This window comes from Streptomyces sp. NBC_01198 (assembly GCF_036010485.1).
GTDB lineage: Bacteria > Actinomycetota > Actinomycetes > Streptomycetales > Streptomycetaceae > Actinacidiphila.
The window spans coordinates 6,245,508-6,259,480 of the sequence record NZ_CP108568.1; the positions used below are offsets into that span (position 1 = coordinate 6,245,508).

The 13,973-nt window shown below is 71.3% G+C and carries 12 protein-coding genes and 1 pseudogene; 9 read left to right on the forward strand and 4 right to left on the reverse strand.

Annotated features, from left to right (window positions below; all coding sequences use genetic code 11):
- Nucleotides 1-3: 3 nt before the first annotated feature.
- Nucleotides 4-2,091, reverse strand: a complete 2,088-nt coding sequence (gene tkt, locus OG702_RS27785; protein WP_327291675.1) for a transketolase — start codon at nucleotides 2,089-2,091, stop codon at nucleotides 4-6.
- Nucleotides 2,092-2,406: 315 nt separating this feature from the next.
- On the opposite strand from tkt, the gene OG702_RS27790 reads away from it, so the two are divergent.
- The 3 genes and pseudogenes from OG702_RS27790 to OG702_RS27800 form a co-directional block, all read left to right on the forward strand.
- Nucleotides 2,407-3,351 carry a heme o synthase gene (locus tag OG702_RS27790; RefSeq protein WP_327291676.1) on the forward strand — a complete coding sequence of 315 codons (945 nt, stop codon included), beginning with the start codon at nucleotides 2,407-2,409 and terminating at the stop codon, nucleotides 3,349-3,351.
- A 360-nt stretch (nucleotides 3,352-3,711) separates the two neighbouring features.
- Nucleotides 3,712-4,029: a hypothetical protein gene (locus OG702_RS27795; RefSeq protein ID WP_327291677.1), complete on the forward strand. Its 318-nt coding sequence runs from the start codon at nucleotides 3,712-3,714 to the stop codon at nucleotides 4,027-4,029.
- Nucleotides 4,030-4,096: 67 nt separating this feature from the next.
- Nucleotides 4,097-5,140: pseudogene (locus OG702_RS27800) on the forward strand (amidohydrolase); the annotation flags it as partial.
- On the opposite strand, the gene OG702_RS27805 reads toward OG702_RS27800, so the two are convergent.
- The 3 genes from OG702_RS27805 to OG702_RS27815 form a co-directional block, all read right to left on the reverse strand.
- Nucleotides 5,072-6,151 carry a COX15/CtaA family protein gene (locus OG702_RS27805; protein WP_327291678.1) on the reverse strand — a complete coding sequence of 360 codons (1,080 nt, stop codon included), beginning with the start codon at nucleotides 6,149-6,151 and terminating at the stop codon, nucleotides 5,072-5,074. The pseudogene OG702_RS27800 and the gene OG702_RS27805 sit on opposite strands and share 69 nt — an antisense overlap.
- A gap of 96 nt (nucleotides 6,152-6,247) precedes the next feature.
- On the reverse strand, nucleotides 6,248-7,051 hold the full coding sequence (locus tag OG702_RS27810) for an ABC transporter permease (protein ID WP_327291679.1): 804 nt from the start codon (nucleotides 7,049-7,051) through the stop codon (nucleotides 6,248-6,250).
- Nucleotides 7,048-7,974 carry an ABC transporter ATP-binding protein gene (locus OG702_RS27815; protein ID WP_327291680.1) on the reverse strand — a complete coding sequence of 309 codons (927 nt, stop codon included), beginning with the start codon at nucleotides 7,972-7,974 and terminating at the stop codon, nucleotides 7,048-7,050. The genes OG702_RS27810 and OG702_RS27815 overlap by 4 nt, the downstream gene beginning before the upstream one ends.
- Before the next feature lie 134 nt (nucleotides 7,975-8,108).
- Here OG702_RS27815 and OG702_RS27820 point away from each other — a divergent pair, with 134 nt between their 5' ends.
- The 6 genes from OG702_RS27820 (at nucleotide 8,109) to OG702_RS27845 (ending at nucleotide 13,967) form a co-directional block, all read left to right on the forward strand.
- Nucleotides 8,109-8,912, forward strand: coding sequence for a helix-turn-helix transcriptional regulator (locus tag OG702_RS27820; protein WP_327291681.1), 804 nt, complete (start codon nucleotides 8,109-8,111; stop codon nucleotides 8,910-8,912).
- Entirely contained in the window at nucleotides 8,909-10,330 is a 1,422-nt protein-coding gene (sufB, locus tag OG702_RS27825; protein WP_327291682.1) for a Fe-S cluster assembly protein SufB, read from the forward strand. The genes OG702_RS27820 and sufB overlap by 4 nt, the downstream gene beginning before the upstream one ends.
- A gap of 68 nt (nucleotides 10,331-10,398) precedes the next feature.
- Nucleotides 10,399-11,568 (forward strand): Fe-S cluster assembly protein SufD, encoded by a 1,170-nt coding sequence (sufD, locus tag OG702_RS27830; RefSeq protein ID WP_327291683.1) that lies wholly within the window; start codon nucleotides 10,399-10,401, stop codon nucleotides 11,566-11,568.
- Nucleotides 11,565-11,894 (forward strand): non-heme iron oxygenase ferredoxin subunit, encoded by a 330-nt coding sequence (locus tag OG702_RS27835; RefSeq protein WP_327291684.1) that lies wholly within the window; start codon nucleotides 11,565-11,567, stop codon nucleotides 11,892-11,894. The genes sufD and OG702_RS27835 overlap by 4 nt, the downstream gene beginning before the upstream one ends.
- Before the next feature lie 7 nt (nucleotides 11,895-11,901).
- The gene (gene sufC / locus OG702_RS27840) at nucleotides 11,902-12,693 is read left to right on the forward strand and encodes a Fe-S cluster assembly ATPase SufC (RefSeq protein WP_327291685.1); all 792 of its coding nucleotides are present in this window, start codon (nucleotides 11,902-11,904) and stop codon (nucleotides 12,691-12,693) included.
- Nucleotides 12,690-13,967 (forward strand): cysteine desulfurase, encoded by a 1,278-nt coding sequence (locus OG702_RS27845; RefSeq protein ID WP_327291686.1) that lies wholly within the window; start codon nucleotides 12,690-12,692, stop codon nucleotides 13,965-13,967. The genes sufC and OG702_RS27845 overlap by 4 nt, the downstream gene beginning before the upstream one ends.
- Nucleotides 13,968-13,973 lie beyond the last annotated feature (6 nt).

Here is a 13,973-nt window from a genome sequence, read left to right on the forward strand (position 1 = left end):
GCGTCAGCGATCAGCGGCGGCGAGAGATTCCCGCGCCGCGGCGGCCACCGCCTCCACGGTGAACCCGAACTCACGGAACAGCACCTTCGCGTCAGCCGAGGCACCGAAGTGCTCAAGGCTCACGATGCGTCCCGCGTCTCCCACGAAGCGGTGCCAGGTCAGCCCGATGCCCGCCTCCACTGCCACACGTGCCTTCACCGAGGGCGGCAGCACGCCGTCCCGGTACGCCTGATCCTCCTGCTCGAACCACTCCACGCACGGCATCGACACCACCCGGGTGGGGATCCCCGCCGCCTGCAGCTCCTCGCGGGCGCCCACGGCCAGCTGCACCTCGGAACCGGTGCCGATCAGGATGACCTGCGCCGGGCCGCCCTCGGCCTCGAAGAGCACGTACCCGCCGCGCGCCGCGTCCTCGTTGCGCTCGTAGGTCGGCACGCCCTGCCGGGTGAGCGCCAGACCGTGCGGGGCGCCCTTGCCGAACTCCTTGGTCCAGCGCTTGAAGATCTCCTGCCAGGCGACGGCCGTCTCGTTCGCGTCCGCCGGGCGCACCACGTTGAGCCCCGGGATGGCGCGCAGCGAGGCCAGGTGCTCCACCGGCTGGTGGGTCGGGCCGTCCTCGCCGAGGCCGATCGAGTCGTGCGTCCACACGTACGTCACCGGCAGGTGCATCAGCGCGGACAGCCGTACCGCGTTGCGCATGTAGTCGGAGAAGACCAGGAACGTACCGCCGTAGACACGGGTGTTGCCGTGCAGGGTGATGCCGTTCATCTCGGCGGCCATCGAGTGCTCGCGGATGCCGAAGTGGATGGTGCGGCCGTAGGGCTGCGCGCCCGGCAGCGGGTTGCCGGCCGGCAGGAACGACGACGTCTTGTCGATCGTGGTGTTGTTGGAGCCCGCGAGGTCCGCGGAGCCGCCCCACAGCTCGGGGACGACGGCGCCAAGCGCCTCCAGGATCTTGCCGGAAGCGGCCCTGGTGGCCAGCGACTTGCCCGGCTCGAAGGACGGCAGGTGCGACTGCCAGCCCTCCGGCAGTTCGGCCCCGTCGATCCGGTCGAAGGTGGCGGCGTGCTCCGGGTTGGCGGTGCGCCAGGCGGCGAAGGACTTCTCCCACGCCGCCCTGGTGTCCCGGGCGCGGTCGGCGACCGCGCGGGTGTGCGCGAGCACGTCGTCGGCCACCGCGAAGTGCTGGTCGGGGTCGAAGCCGAGCACCTCCTTGGTGGCCCGCACCTCGTCCTCACCCAGCGCCGAGCCGTGCGCGGCCTCGGTGTTCTGCGCGTGCGGGGCCGGCCAGGCGATGATCGAGCGGACCGCGATGAAGGACGGCCGGCCGGTCTCCGCCTTGGCGGCGAGCAGCGCCGCGTACAGCGCGTGCGGGTCGAGGTCGCCGTCGGGCAGCGGCTCGACCCGCTGCACGTGCCAGCCGTACGCCTCGTAGCGCTTGACGGTGTCCTCGGACACCGCTGTCTCGGTGTCGCCCTCGATGGAGATGTGGTTGTCGTCCCACAGCAGCACCAGGTTGCCGAGCTTCTGGTGCCCGGCCAGCGAGGACGCCTCGGCGGAGATGCCCTCCTGCAGGCAACCGTCGCCGGCGATCGCCCAGATGGTGTGGTCGAACGGCGAGGTGCCGGCCTCCGCGTCCGGGTCGAACAGGCCGCGCTCGTAGCGGGCCGCCATCGCCATGCCCACCGCGTTGGCGACACCCTGGCCCAGCGGCCCCGTGGTGGTCTCGACGCCGGTGGTGTGGCCGTACTCAGGGTGACCGGGGGTGCGCGAGCCCCAGGTGCGGAAGCCTTCGAGGTCCGCCAGCTCCAGGCCGTACCCGGCCAGGAAGAGCTGGCAGTAGAGGGTCAGGCTGCTGTGGCCCGCCGACAGCACGAATCGGTCGCGGCCGGTCCAGTCGGCGTCCGCGGGGTCGTGCCGCATGACCTTCTGGAACAGCAGGTACGCGGCGGGGGCCAGGCTCATCGCCGTGCCGGGGTGGCCGTTGCCGACCCTCTGCACGGAGTCCATGGCCAGGACTCGGACGGTGTCAACGGCCCGCCGGTCCAGTTCTGTCCAGTCAAGGTCTGCGGTGGTCGGCTGCTTGCTCACCCTGGGTCAGGGCTCCTCTCAACAAATACGTCGAAACGCGCCGGTGACGTGTGCCTACCCGACAGCGCTGAGCCTACCGTCGAGGGCGCGCACCAATTCGATCCTGCCCCCGTACGTCCGTATTCGCCTCCTGAACCCCGTTAACGCCTGGTGAACGAGGGTCGGGCAACACGATCCACCCCCGGAAGCAGCCGGGGTATTCCCTGCGTCTAGAGTGGCGTGGTACGCGCAGGCCGCACCGTGGTCTTGCCCGCTCGGTGAAGCCGGCGGCCGGGTGCTCGGCTACCTGCTTGACTCATCTCTCTTGGGGTGTTCGTGACGGCCGTCGAATCCCGACCCGCAGGGGTCATCGGGACGGGCTCAGGTCATCGGCCGCTGCAGGCCCGTGTCATGGGGTTCGTGGCGCTGACCAAGCCGCGGATCATCGAACTGCTGCTCATCACGACGGTTCCGGTGATGTTCCTGGCGGCCGGCGGTGTGCCCGACCTGTGGCTGGTGCTGACCACCGTGGCCGGCGGCTACCTGTCCGCGGGCGGCGCGAACGCGCTGAACATGTACATCGACCGCGACATCGACGCGTTGATGCACCGCACCGAGCAGCGGCCGCTGGTCACCGGGCTGGTCTCGCCGCGCGAGGGCCTGGTCTTCGGCATCACGCTGTCCGTGGTGTCCACGGTGTGGTTCGCCCTGCTCGTCAACCCGCTGTCCGCGGGCCTGTCGCTCACCGCGATCCTCTACTACGTCTTCGTCTACACCCTCGGCCTCAAGCGCCGCACCGCCCAGAACATCGTGTGGGGCGGGGTCGCCGGCTGCCTGCAGGTCTTCATCGGCTGGTCCGCGGTCCGCGACGAGCTGGGGTGGGCGCCCTTCGTCCTCTTCCTCGTCCTTTTCTTCTGGACGCCGCCGCACTACTGGCCGCTGTCGATGAAGGTCAAGGACGACTACGCGCGGGTCGGCGTGCCGATGCTGCCGGTGGTCGCGGGCAACCAGGTCGTCGCCCGGCAGATCGTCCTCTACAGCTGGGTGATGGTGCTGACGTCGCTCACGCTGTGGTGGCCGCTCGGCGAGACGTCCTGGTTCTACCCGCTGGTGGCGGCGGTCCTCGGTGCCTTCTGGCTCAAGGAGGCGCACGCCCTGCACGCCCGGGCCAAGGCCGGTGTGACCGGCCCGAAGCTCAAGGAGATGCGGCTCTTCCACTGGTCGATCACGTACGCCACGCTGCTCTTCGTCGCGGTGGCGATCGACCCCTTCCTCCACTGAGCCCCTGCGGGGGGCTTGCCGCTACGTAGGTGGGTGCCCCACCGGGGCGCGGGCCTCCGCGGGCCGCTGTGCGGCGACGGACCGCCACCACCCCAGGGGCGCGGGGAACTGCGCGCTCAGCCACCCACCGGCCGGTGGTCCGGATGCGACAGCAACAGCCCCTTTCGGCCGGTGGCGACCCGCGCGCCCGGTGGGGGCTGGTCGCGCAGTTCCCCGCGCCCCTGGGTGGGTGCCACTTGCGGTGGGTTTCGCACCAACCCGCCGGTGGGGGCTGGTCGCGCAGTTCCCCGCGCCCCTGTAAGGCGCCGCCTTACGTATGGGCACCCCGGCGGGAGGCCCACCGGCAGGTAATGTGGGCGCATGAGCGAGAAGACGGATGAGCGGCGGGTCAGGCGCCTCGCGAGAGGCATTCGCGGGTTCGGGGCCAAGCACGGCGGGGTCGACGCCGTCGTCGAATACCTCGGGCAGCGCGGCGCACGCATCGTCCTGGTCGGGAAGGACGGGGCTTGGGGCGACCTCGTCGCGCCCTCGTACCCCGCGGCCCAGGCGGCAGCCGAAACCGCCGAGGTGACCGTGCACGACGAATTCGGCGGGGAGTTGGCCGCCCGCGTCCGCACCGGGCCGTACGAGTGGACCCGGATGGCCGGAATTCAGGTCGGCGGGCGCGCCAACACCTGACGCCACCCCCCACCGTTAGGACCATGGCAGGGTCACAGCGGACGCAGGGCGGCACGAGGGGCGGCGGATGGCCGGGGCGCGGGGACACCTGGTGGACGCGTACTGCCACGGGGTGCTCCCCGGTGAGCTGGGGATCGCGGCCTTCGAGGCCCGGCTGCCCGGCGCGGCGGCGCCCCGCACGACGCTGTTCGACAGCCCCACCGGCTTCGCGGTACGCCGCTGGTGCCCGCCGCTGCTGGGGCTGGAGCCGCACTGCGCTCCGGCCCGCTACCTGGCCCGCCGCCGCGAGCTCGGCGCGTACGAGGCGGCCCGGCTGCTGCTGCGCGGCACCGGCATCCGCGGGTATCTGGTCGACACCGGTGAGCCGGGCGACCTGACGCCGCCCAAGGAGCTGGGCGCGGCGGGCGGCGCGGCGGCGTACGAGATCGTCCGGCTCGAACCGCTGGCCCAGCAGGTGGCCGACACCTCGGGCACGGTAGACGGATTTCTGGCCAATCTCGCGGAGTCCGTGCACGGTGCCGCGCTGAGCGCCGTCGGCTTCTCGTGTGCCGCGGAACTGCTGGCCGACGGCTCGTCGCCCGCTCACGGGCCGCCGGGTCACTTCGAGGTGCGGTACGCCGCCGCGTACTGGCTGGCCACCCGGCGGGTCGGCGAGCGGCCCGCGGACCCGGTGCTGCTGCGGCACCTGGTGTGGCAGGCGCTGGCCGGCGGCCTGCCGCTGGTGCTACGGCACCGGCAGGACGGGCCGGGGCCGGCCGCGGTGACCGGCCTGCTGCGGGCCGCCGAAGGGCTCGGCACCGACGTGGTGCTGCTGCCGGGGCCGGCCCACGAGAGCGCCGCGGCCCTGCTGGCCGCCGGACTGCCGCACGTGTATCTGGGGATCGGCACCGACCCGGCCGCGGTGCTCGCCCGCGTCCCCTTCGGCAAGGTGCTCTACGCCGGCGGCGCGATCGGCCTGCCCGAGCTGTACGTCACCGGGTCGCGCGGCTTCCTGGCCGCGCTCGACCGGCTGGTCGGCGAGCGGGTGGCGGCGGGGGAGTGGTCAGCGGCGGACGGACAGCGGGTCGCCGCCCTGGTCGGGGAGGGGAACGCGCGGCGCGTCTACCGGCTGCCTGAGGCCGCCGCCGGCCGCGTCCCGCACCTCCCGCCCGACGGGACCTGGCGCTGACAGGTACGCCGCCGCCGCGGTCCGCTCCCGGAAGGACAGCAGCACCCGCAGCGTCCCGATCCACACCAGGCAGGCGCCGAACATGTGCAGGTCCACCAGCACGGCGGGCAGGTGGGTGAAGTACTGGACGTAGCCGATGACGCCCTGGCCCATCAGCACCGCGAACAGCTCGACGGCCCTGCGCTGCGGCCCGGCCGGCGCGTCCACCGCGCGCAGCACGAACCACAGCGCGACGGTCAGCCCGACCACCACCCAGGCGAAGTCGGCGTGCAGTTGGGCGATGGTCCGCCAGTCGACCTCGATGCGCTGCATCTTGTACGTGCCGCTGGCGTCGCCCGGGTGCGGCCCCGCCCCGGTGACCAGGGTGCCCACCACGATCAGCACCGCGGCGGCGGCGGCCAGCAACTGCCCCAGTTGCCGTACCGGCTTGCCCACCAGCGGCCGCGGCGAGGCGTCGCCCTCCGCGACCCGCTGCCAGGTGAGCACCGCGACGGTGATGAGCGCGGCTGACAGCAGGAAGTGCAGCGAGACCACGTAGGGGTTGAGCTTGGTGAGCACGGTCAGGCCGCCCCACACCGCGTTGCCCACCACGACCCAGAACTGCGCCCAGGCCAGCCGGTACAGGCCGGTGCGGCGCGGCTGCGTCGCGCGCACCGCCACGATCGCCCAGCCGACCGCGGCGCACAGCACGTAGGTCAGCATGCGGTTGCTGATCTCGATGATGTGGTGGACGCCCATCTCGCGGGTGCCGAGCAGGCTGTCGCCGCTGCACGTCGGCCAGGTCGGGCAGCCGAGGCCGGAGGCCGTCAGCCGGACCGCGCCGCCGGTGACCACGATGACCACCGACATGACCAGGGCCGCGAGCGTCGCCCGGCGGACGGTCTCGGGGTTCGGCGTCCACCGGGCGGCGATGAAGGCGAGCGGGTTTCGCGCGATTTCGGGCAGCTTCGGCACGGACACATGGTAGGCGCCCGCCTTGTGCACGGTTTCACGAGGGTGCCGCACGCCGCGTCCGGAAGCCGCCGCCCCGGGGGATTCCGGGGGACGGACTCACTCCCAGCGGAAGAAGCGCCCCGCCGCCGCCAGCCCGACGGCCGCCCAGACGGCGAGGATGCCCAGGTCGCCCCAGGGCATCCCGGCGCCGTGCTGCAGCACGTCACGCAGGCCGTCGGACAGCGCGGAGACCGGCAGCAGTTCGAGCACCGACCGCACGGGTCCCGAGAACTTGTCCATCGGCACGATCACCCCGCCGCCGACCAGCAGCAGCAGGAAGACCAGATTCGCGCCTGCCAGCGTCGCCTCGGCCTTCAGGGTGCCGGCCATCAGCAGCCCGAGCCCGGAGAAGGCCGCGGTGCCCAGCAGCAGCAGCACCAGCACCGCCAGCGGGTTCCCGTGCGGCGACCAGCCGAGCGCGAAGGCGATCACCGTCAGCAGTACGACCTGCAGCAGCTCGGTGACCAGCACGGAGCAGGTCTTCGCGGCCAGCAGCGCCCAGCGCGGCAGCGGTGAGGCGCCCAGCCGCTTGAGCACCCCGTAGCGGCGCTCGAAACCGGTCGCGATGGCCTGCCCGGTGAAGGCGGTGGACAGCACCGCGAGCGCCAGTACGCCGGGGGTCAGGAAGTCCACCGACTTGCCCGCGCCGGTGTCCACGATGTCGACGGCGCTGAAGAGCACGAGCAGCAGCGCCGGGATGATCACCGTCAGCAGCAGCTGCTCGCCGTTGCGCAGCAGCATCCTGGTCTCCAGCACCGCCTGGGCGCGGATCATCGTGGCGGTGGGGGCGGCGCCGGGCGCCGGCGTGAAGGAGCCGGCGGCGTACGCCCGCCCGGTCGTGGTGCCCGTGGTGGCGGTCATCCGCGCAGCTCCCTGCCGGTCAGTTCCAAGAAGACGTCCTCCAGGGTGCGGCGCTCCACCGCGAGCCGGTCGGGCATCACGCCGTGCTGGGCGCACCAGGAGGTGACGGTGGCCAGCAGTTGCGGGTCGATCCTGCCCTCGATGCGGTAGCTGCCCGGGCCAAGCTCGGCCGCCGCGCTGTCCGCGGGCAGCGCCTTGAGCAGCGAGGCCAGGTCCAGGCCGGGGCGGCCGGAGAAGCGCAGGGTGCCCTCGGCGCCGCCGCGGCACAGCTCCTCGGGGGTGCCGCGGGCTATGGACCGGCCGCCGTCGATGATCACCACCTGGTCGGCGAGCTGCTCGGCCTCGTCCATGAAGTGCGTGGTCAGCACCACGGTGGCGCCGTCCGCCCGCAACTCCCTGACCAGGTCCCAGGTGGCGTGCCTGGCCTGCGGGTCGAGGCCGGCGGTGGGCTCGTCGAGGAAGACCAGTTCCGGCCGGCCGACCACGGCCATCGCCAGCGCGAGCCGCTGCTGCTGCCCGCCGGACAGCCGCCGGTAGGTGGTGCGGCCGCAGGACTCCAGGCCCAGCCGCTCGATCAGCACCGCCGGGTCGATGGGGCGGGCGTGCAGCGCGGCGGTGTGCCGCAGCATCTCCTCGGCGCGCGCGCCCGGGTAGACCCCGCCGGCCTGCAGCATCACGCCGATCCTGGGCCGCAGCTCGGCCCCCCGGGTGACCGGGTCGAGCCCGAGGACCCGTACGCTGCCGCCGTCCGGGCGGCGGTATCCCTCGCAGACCTCGACGGTGGTGGTCTTGCCCGCGCCGTTGGGGCCGAGCACGGCGGTGACGCTGCCGTGCGGCACCCGGAGGTCGAGGCCGTCGACGGCGGCCCTGGTCCCGTACCGCTTGACCAGACCGGTCACCTCGACGGCGGGCTCGTTTCGCATGCGGACGAGTCTAGGGAGGCGTGGCGGCGGTTCTGGCGGCAGGGCGGGATTAGGTGACCCTAAGTGACGCAGCACACCGCGCCCGGCAGTGGTGCCGCTTGCCCGGGCCTGACGAATTACGCAACAATGGGGTTGTGAAATACGTCGGTGGTGCCGCGCAGGGTGCGGCGGAGGAGCAGACGACCGGGGAGCGGCGCACCCGCAACCGGGTCGCCCGGTCCATCCTGGACCACGGACCCTCCACCGCGGCCGACCTGGCGCAGCGGCTCGGCCTGACCCAGGCCGCGGTGCGCCGCCATCTGGACGCACTCGCGGCGGACAACGTCGTCGAGGCCCGCGACCAGCGAGTCTACGGTCACCGCGGACGCGGTAGACCCGCCAAGGTCTTCGCGCTGACCGACTGCGGCCGGGACGCGTTCGACCAGGCCTACGACGTACTCGCCGCCGACGCGCTGCGCTGGATCGCCGAGTCCGCCGGCGGCGGGCCGGACGGCCAGGCCGCGGTCTCCGCGTTCGCCCGTGCCCGTGTCGCTGCGCAGGCCGAGCGCTACCGTGCGATCGTGGACGCGGCGGCCCCCGAGGACCGCACCCGGGCACTCGCTCGTGCGCTGTCCGCCGACGGGTACGCTGCTACGACCCGCAGCGCCCCCGGTCCTGCCGGCGAGCAACTGTGCCAGCACCACTGCCCGGTCGCCCACACGGCCGAACAGTTCCCCGAACTGTGCGAGGCGGAGGCCGAGGTCTTCTCCCGCCTGCTCGGGACGCACGTCCAGCGGCTGGCCACCATCGCGCACGGCGACGGCGTATGCACCACCTTCGTCCCGCAGGCCCCGCACCCGACCGGCCAGGACACCGACGACCGACCGGCCCGACCCGCTCACACCGAGACCACACACCAGGCAGCATCTGCCAGCACGTCCGGGAGGAACCCCGCATGACTGCTCCCACGGAGACCACTCACCCTGAGCTCGAAGGCATCGGCACGTACGAGTACGGCTGGGCCGACTCCGACGTCGCGGGCGCGGCCGCACAGCGCGGCCTGTCCGAGGCCGTCGTCCGTGACATCTCCGCGAAGAAGTCCGAGCCCGAGTGGATGCTCAAGCTCCGGCTCAAGGGTCTGCGGCTGTTCGGCAAGAAGCCCATGCCGACCTGGGGCTCGGACCTGTCCGGCATCGACTTCGACAACATCAAGTACTTCGTGCGGTCCACGGAGAAGCAGGCCGAGTCCTGGGAGGACCTGCCCGAGGACATCAAGAACACCTACGACAGGCTCGGCATCCCCGAGGCCGAGAAGCAGCGGCTGGTCGCCGGTGTCGCGGCGCAGTACGAGTCCGAGGTCGTCTACCACCAGATCCGCGAGGACCTGGAGGAGCAGGGCGTCATCTTCCAGGACACCGACACCGCGCTGCGCGAGCACCCCGAGCTGTTCCAGGAGTACTACGGCACGGTCATCCCGGCCGGCGACAACAAGTTCGCGTCGCTGAACACGGCGGTGTGGTCCGGCGGGTCGTTCATCTACGTGCCGAAGGGCGTGCACGTCGACATCCCGCTGCAGGCCTACTTCCGTATCAACACCGAGAACATGGGCCAGTTCGAGCGGACGCTGATCATCGTCGACGAGGACGCCTACGTCCACTACGTCGAGGGCTGCACCGCGCCGATCTACAAGTCCGACTCGCTGCACTCCGCGGTCGTGGAGATCATCGTGAAGAAGGGCGGCCGCTGCCGCTACACGACGATCCAGAACTGGTCGAACAACGTCTACAACCTGGTGACCAAGCGCGCCGTCGCGTACGAGGGCGCCACCATGGAGTGGGTCGACGGCAACATCGGCTCCAAGGTCACCATGAAGTACCCGGCGGTCTACCTGATGGGCGAGCACGCCAAGGGCGAGACGCTGTCCATCGCCTTCGCCGGCGAGGGCCAGCACCAGGACGCCGGCGCCAAGATGGTGCACATGGCGCCGAACACGTCGTCCAACATCGTCTCCAAGTCGGTGGCCCGCGGCGGCGGCCGCACCTCCTACCGCGGTCTGATCGAGATCGGCGAGGGGTCGGCCGGATCGAAGTCGAACGTGCTGTGCGACGCACTGCTGATCGACACGATCTCGCGCTCCGACACCTACCCCTACGTGGACGTCCGCGAGGACGACGTGTCCATGGGCCACGAGGCGACCGTCTCCAAGGTCTCCGACGACCAGCTCTTCTACCTGATGAGCCGCGGCATGACCGAGTTCGAGGCCATGGCGATGATCGTGCGCGGTTTCGTCGAGCCGATCGCCAAGGAACTGCCGATGGAGTACGCCCTGGAGCTCAACCGGCTCATCGAGCTGCAGATGGAGGGCTCCGTCGGCTAGCCGCCGGCCGCCCTGCCAGGTCCCACATCCCGACGACGTTCTTCCGAGAGAGAGCTGTACGACAAGCCATGGCTGACAACACCCCTGCGGGCAGCACCACGGACGGTGCCATCACGGTGGGACAGCCCGCCGACGCCCGGGTCAGCGCGGTCCCGTCCTACGACGTGGCCGACTTCCCGGTGCCGCACGGCCGCGAGGAGGAGTGGCGCTTCACTCCGCTGGAACGGCTGCGCGGCCTGCACGACGGCACCGCCGAGGCCACCGGCGGCCTGCGGGTCGAGGTGAGCGCGCCGGACGGCGTCACCGTGCAGACCGTGGACCGCACCGACCCGCGGGTCGGCAAGGCGGGCAAGCCCGTCGACCGGGTCGCCGCCCAGGCGTACAGCTCCTTCGAGAAGGCCTCGGTCGTCAGCATCCCCAAGGAAGCGATCCTGACCGAGCCGGTCAGGATCGCCGTGCACGGCGAGGGCGGCACCGTCTACGGCCACCAGGTCGTCGAGGTGGGCGCCTTCGCCGAGGCCGTCGTGGTCATCGAGCACACCGGTGACACCGTGCTGGCCGGCAACGTCGAATATCTGGTCGGCGACGGCGCCAAGCTCACCGTGGTCTCCGTGCAGGACTGGGACGACACCGCCGTGCACGCCGCCCAGCACACCGCGCTGGTCGGCCGGGACGCCACCTTCAAGTCGGTGGTCGTCACCCTCGGCGGCGACCTGGTCCGGCTCAGCCCGCGGGTCGTCTACGCCGCCCCCGGCGGCGAGGCCGAGCTGTACGGGCTGTACTTCACCGACGAGGGCCAGCACCAGGAGCACCGGCTCTTCATCGACCACGACACCCCGCACTGCCGGTCCAACGTGGCCTACAAGGGCGCGCTCCAGGGCCAGGACGCCCACGCGGTGTGGATCGGCGACGTGCTCATCAGGGCCTCCGCCGAGGGCACCGACACCTACGAGCTGAACCGCAACCTCGTCCTCACCGACGGCGCCCGGGTCGACTCGGTGCCGAACCTGGAGATCGAGACCGGCGAGATCGTCGGCGCCGGACACGCCTCCGCGACCGGCCGCTTCGACGACGAGCAGCTGTTCTACCTGCAGTCCCGCGGCATCCGCGAGGAGGACGCCCGCCGCCTGGTGGTCCGCGGCTTCTTCGGCGAGCTGGTGCAGCAGATCGGCCTGGCCGACCTGGAAGAGCGGCTGATGGCGAGGATCGACGCCGAACTGGAGGCATCCGTCGGATGACCGCCACCGACTCGTACGTACGCGTCTGCGCGCTCGGCGACCTGGACGAGGACACCCCCCGCCGGGTCGAGATCGACGGTGTGCCGGTCTCCGTGGTCCGTACCGCCGGCGATGTCTTCGCGATCAACGACATCTGCTCGCACGCCAACGTCTCGCTCTCCGAGGGCGAGGTCGAGGACTGCCAGATCGAGTGCTGGCTGCACGGGTCGAGTTTCGACCTGCGCACCGGCAAGCCGTCCGGGCTGCCCGCCACGCGGCCCGTGCCCGTATACCCCGTCAAGATCGTTGGGGACGACGTGCTCGTCTCCGTCACCCAGGAGTCCTGAGTCACCCATGGCCACGCTTGAAATCAACGACCTGCACGTCACCGTCGAAGCCGACAACTCCACCAAGGAGATCCTCAAAGGCGTCGACCTGACCGTCAAGCAGGGCGAGACCCACGCCATCATGGGCCCCAACGGCTCCGGCAAGTCCACCCTCGCCTACTCGCTGGCCGGACACCCCAAGTACACCGTCACCGGCGGCACAGTCACCCTCGACGGTGAGGACGTGCTGGCGATGACCGTGGACGAGCGGGCCAGGGCCGGCCTCTTCCTCGCCATGCAGTACCCGGTCGAGGTGCCCGGCGTGTCCGTCTCCAACTTCCTGCGCACCTCCGCCACCGCCATCCGCGGCGAGGCCCCCAAGCTGCGCACCTGGGTGAAGGAGGTCAGGGAGGCCATGGAGCGGCTGAACATGGACCCCGCCTTCGCCGAGCGCAACGTCAACGAGGGCTTCTCCGGCGGTGAGAAGAAGCGGCACGAGATCCTGCAGCTCGAACTGCTCAAGCCGCACATCGCGATCCTGGACGAGACCGACTCCGGCCTCGACGTGGACGCGCTGCGGGTGGTCTCCGAGGGCGTCAACCGGGTCCGCGAGGGCGGTGAGGTCGGCACCCTGCTGATCACCCACTACACCCGCATCCTGCGCTACATCAAGCCCGACTTCGTCCACGTCTTCGCGGCCGGCCGGATCGCCGAGTCCGGTGGCGCCGAGCTGGCGGACAAGCTGGAGGAAGAGGGCTACGAGTCCTACGTGAAGGGTGGCCCCGTGAGCGGAGCGAACTCCGAGGGGGATGTCGCATGACCCCTTCCCCGGCGAGCCGGCGGCTGCTGCCCGGCCTCCTCGACACCGAGGCGATCCGCAAGGACTTCCCCGCCCTGGACCGGCTGGTCCACGACGACAAGAAGCTGGTGTATCTGGACAACGCGGCGACCTCGCAGAAGCCGCGCCAGGTGCTCGACACGCTCAACTCGTACTACGAGCGGTCCAACGCCAACGTCCACCGCGGAGTGCACGTGCTGGCCGAGGAGGCCACCGCGCTGTACGAGGGCGCCCGCGACAAGGTCGCCGCCTTCATCAACGCGCCCAGCCGCGACGAGGTGATATTCACCAAGAACGCCTCGGAGTCGCTGAACCTGGTGGCCAACATGCTCGGCTGGGCCGACGAGCCCTACCGGGTGGACCGGGACACCGAGATCGTCATCACCGAGATGGAGCACCACTCCAACATCGTGCCGTGGCAGCTGCTCTCGCAGCGCACCGGTGCGACGCTGAAGTGGTTCGGCCTGACCGATGACTACCGGCTCGACCTGTCCGACATCGAGCAGGTCATCACCGAGAAGACGAAGATCGTCTCCTTCGTGCTGGTCTCCAACATCCTGGGCACCGTCAACCCGGTCGAGGCCATCGTGCGCCGCGCCCAGGACGTCGGCGCCCTGGTGCTGATCGACGCCTCGCAGGCCGCCCCGCACACCGTCCTGGACGTGCAGGCGCTCGGCGCCGACTTCGTGGCCTTCACCGGCCACAAGATGGTCGGCCCGACCGGTATCGGCGTGCTGTGGGGCCGCCAGGAGCTGCTGGAGGACCTGCCGCCCTTCCTCGGCGGCGGCGAGATGATCGAGACCGTCTCGATGCACTCCTCCACCTACGCCCCGGCGCCGCACAAGTTCGAGGCCGGCACCCCGCCGATCGCCCAGGCCATCGGGCTCGGCGCGGCCGTGGACTACCTGTCCGCGATCGGCATGGACAAGATCGCCGCGCATGAGCACGCGCTGACGGAGTACGCCCTGGAGCGGCTTCTGCAGGTCCCCGACCTGCGGATCATCGGCCCGGCCACCGCGCAGGACCGGGCCGCCGCGATCTCCTTCGTGCTGGGTGACATCCACCCGCACGACGTCGGCCAGGTGCTCGACGAGCAGGGCATCGCGGTGCGGGTCGGCCACCACTGCGCGCGGCCGGTGTGCCTGCGGTACGGAATTCCTGCGACCACCAGGGCGTCGTTCTATCTGTACTCCACCCCGGCTGAGGTCGACGCCCTGGCCGAGGGTCTCGAACAGGTCCGGAACTTCTTCGGGTGACGATGG

Coding starts and splice junctions, on each gene's coding strand:
- OG702_RS27810 (WP_327291679.1), bottom strand. CDS start 7,051: ATGACCGCCACCACGGGCACCACGACCGGGCGGGCGTACGCCGCCGGC.
- OG702_RS27845 (WP_327291686.1), top strand. CDS start 12,690: ATGACCCCTTCCCCGGCGAGCCGGCGGCTGCTGCCCGGCCTCCTCGAC.
- sufD (WP_327291683.1), top strand. CDS start 10,399: ATGGCTGACAACACCCCTGCGGGCAGCACCACGGACGGTGCCATCACG.
- sufB (WP_327291682.1), top strand. CDS start 8,909: ATGACTGCTCCCACGGAGACCACTCACCCTGAGCTCGAAGGCATCGGC.
- OG702_RS27835 (WP_327291684.1), top strand. CDS start 11,565: ATGACCGCCACCGACTCGTACGTACGCGTCTGCGCGCTCGGCGACCTG.
- sufC (WP_327291685.1), top strand. CDS start 11,902: ATGGCCACGCTTGAAATCAACGACCTGCACGTCACCGTCGAAGCCGAC.
- OG702_RS27815 (WP_327291680.1), bottom strand. CDS start 7,974: ATGCGAAACGAGCCCGCCGTCGAGGTGACCGGTCTGGTCAAGCGGTAC.
- OG702_RS27795 (WP_327291677.1), top strand. CDS start 3,712: ATGAGCGAGAAGACGGATGAGCGGCGGGTCAGGCGCCTCGCGAGAGGC.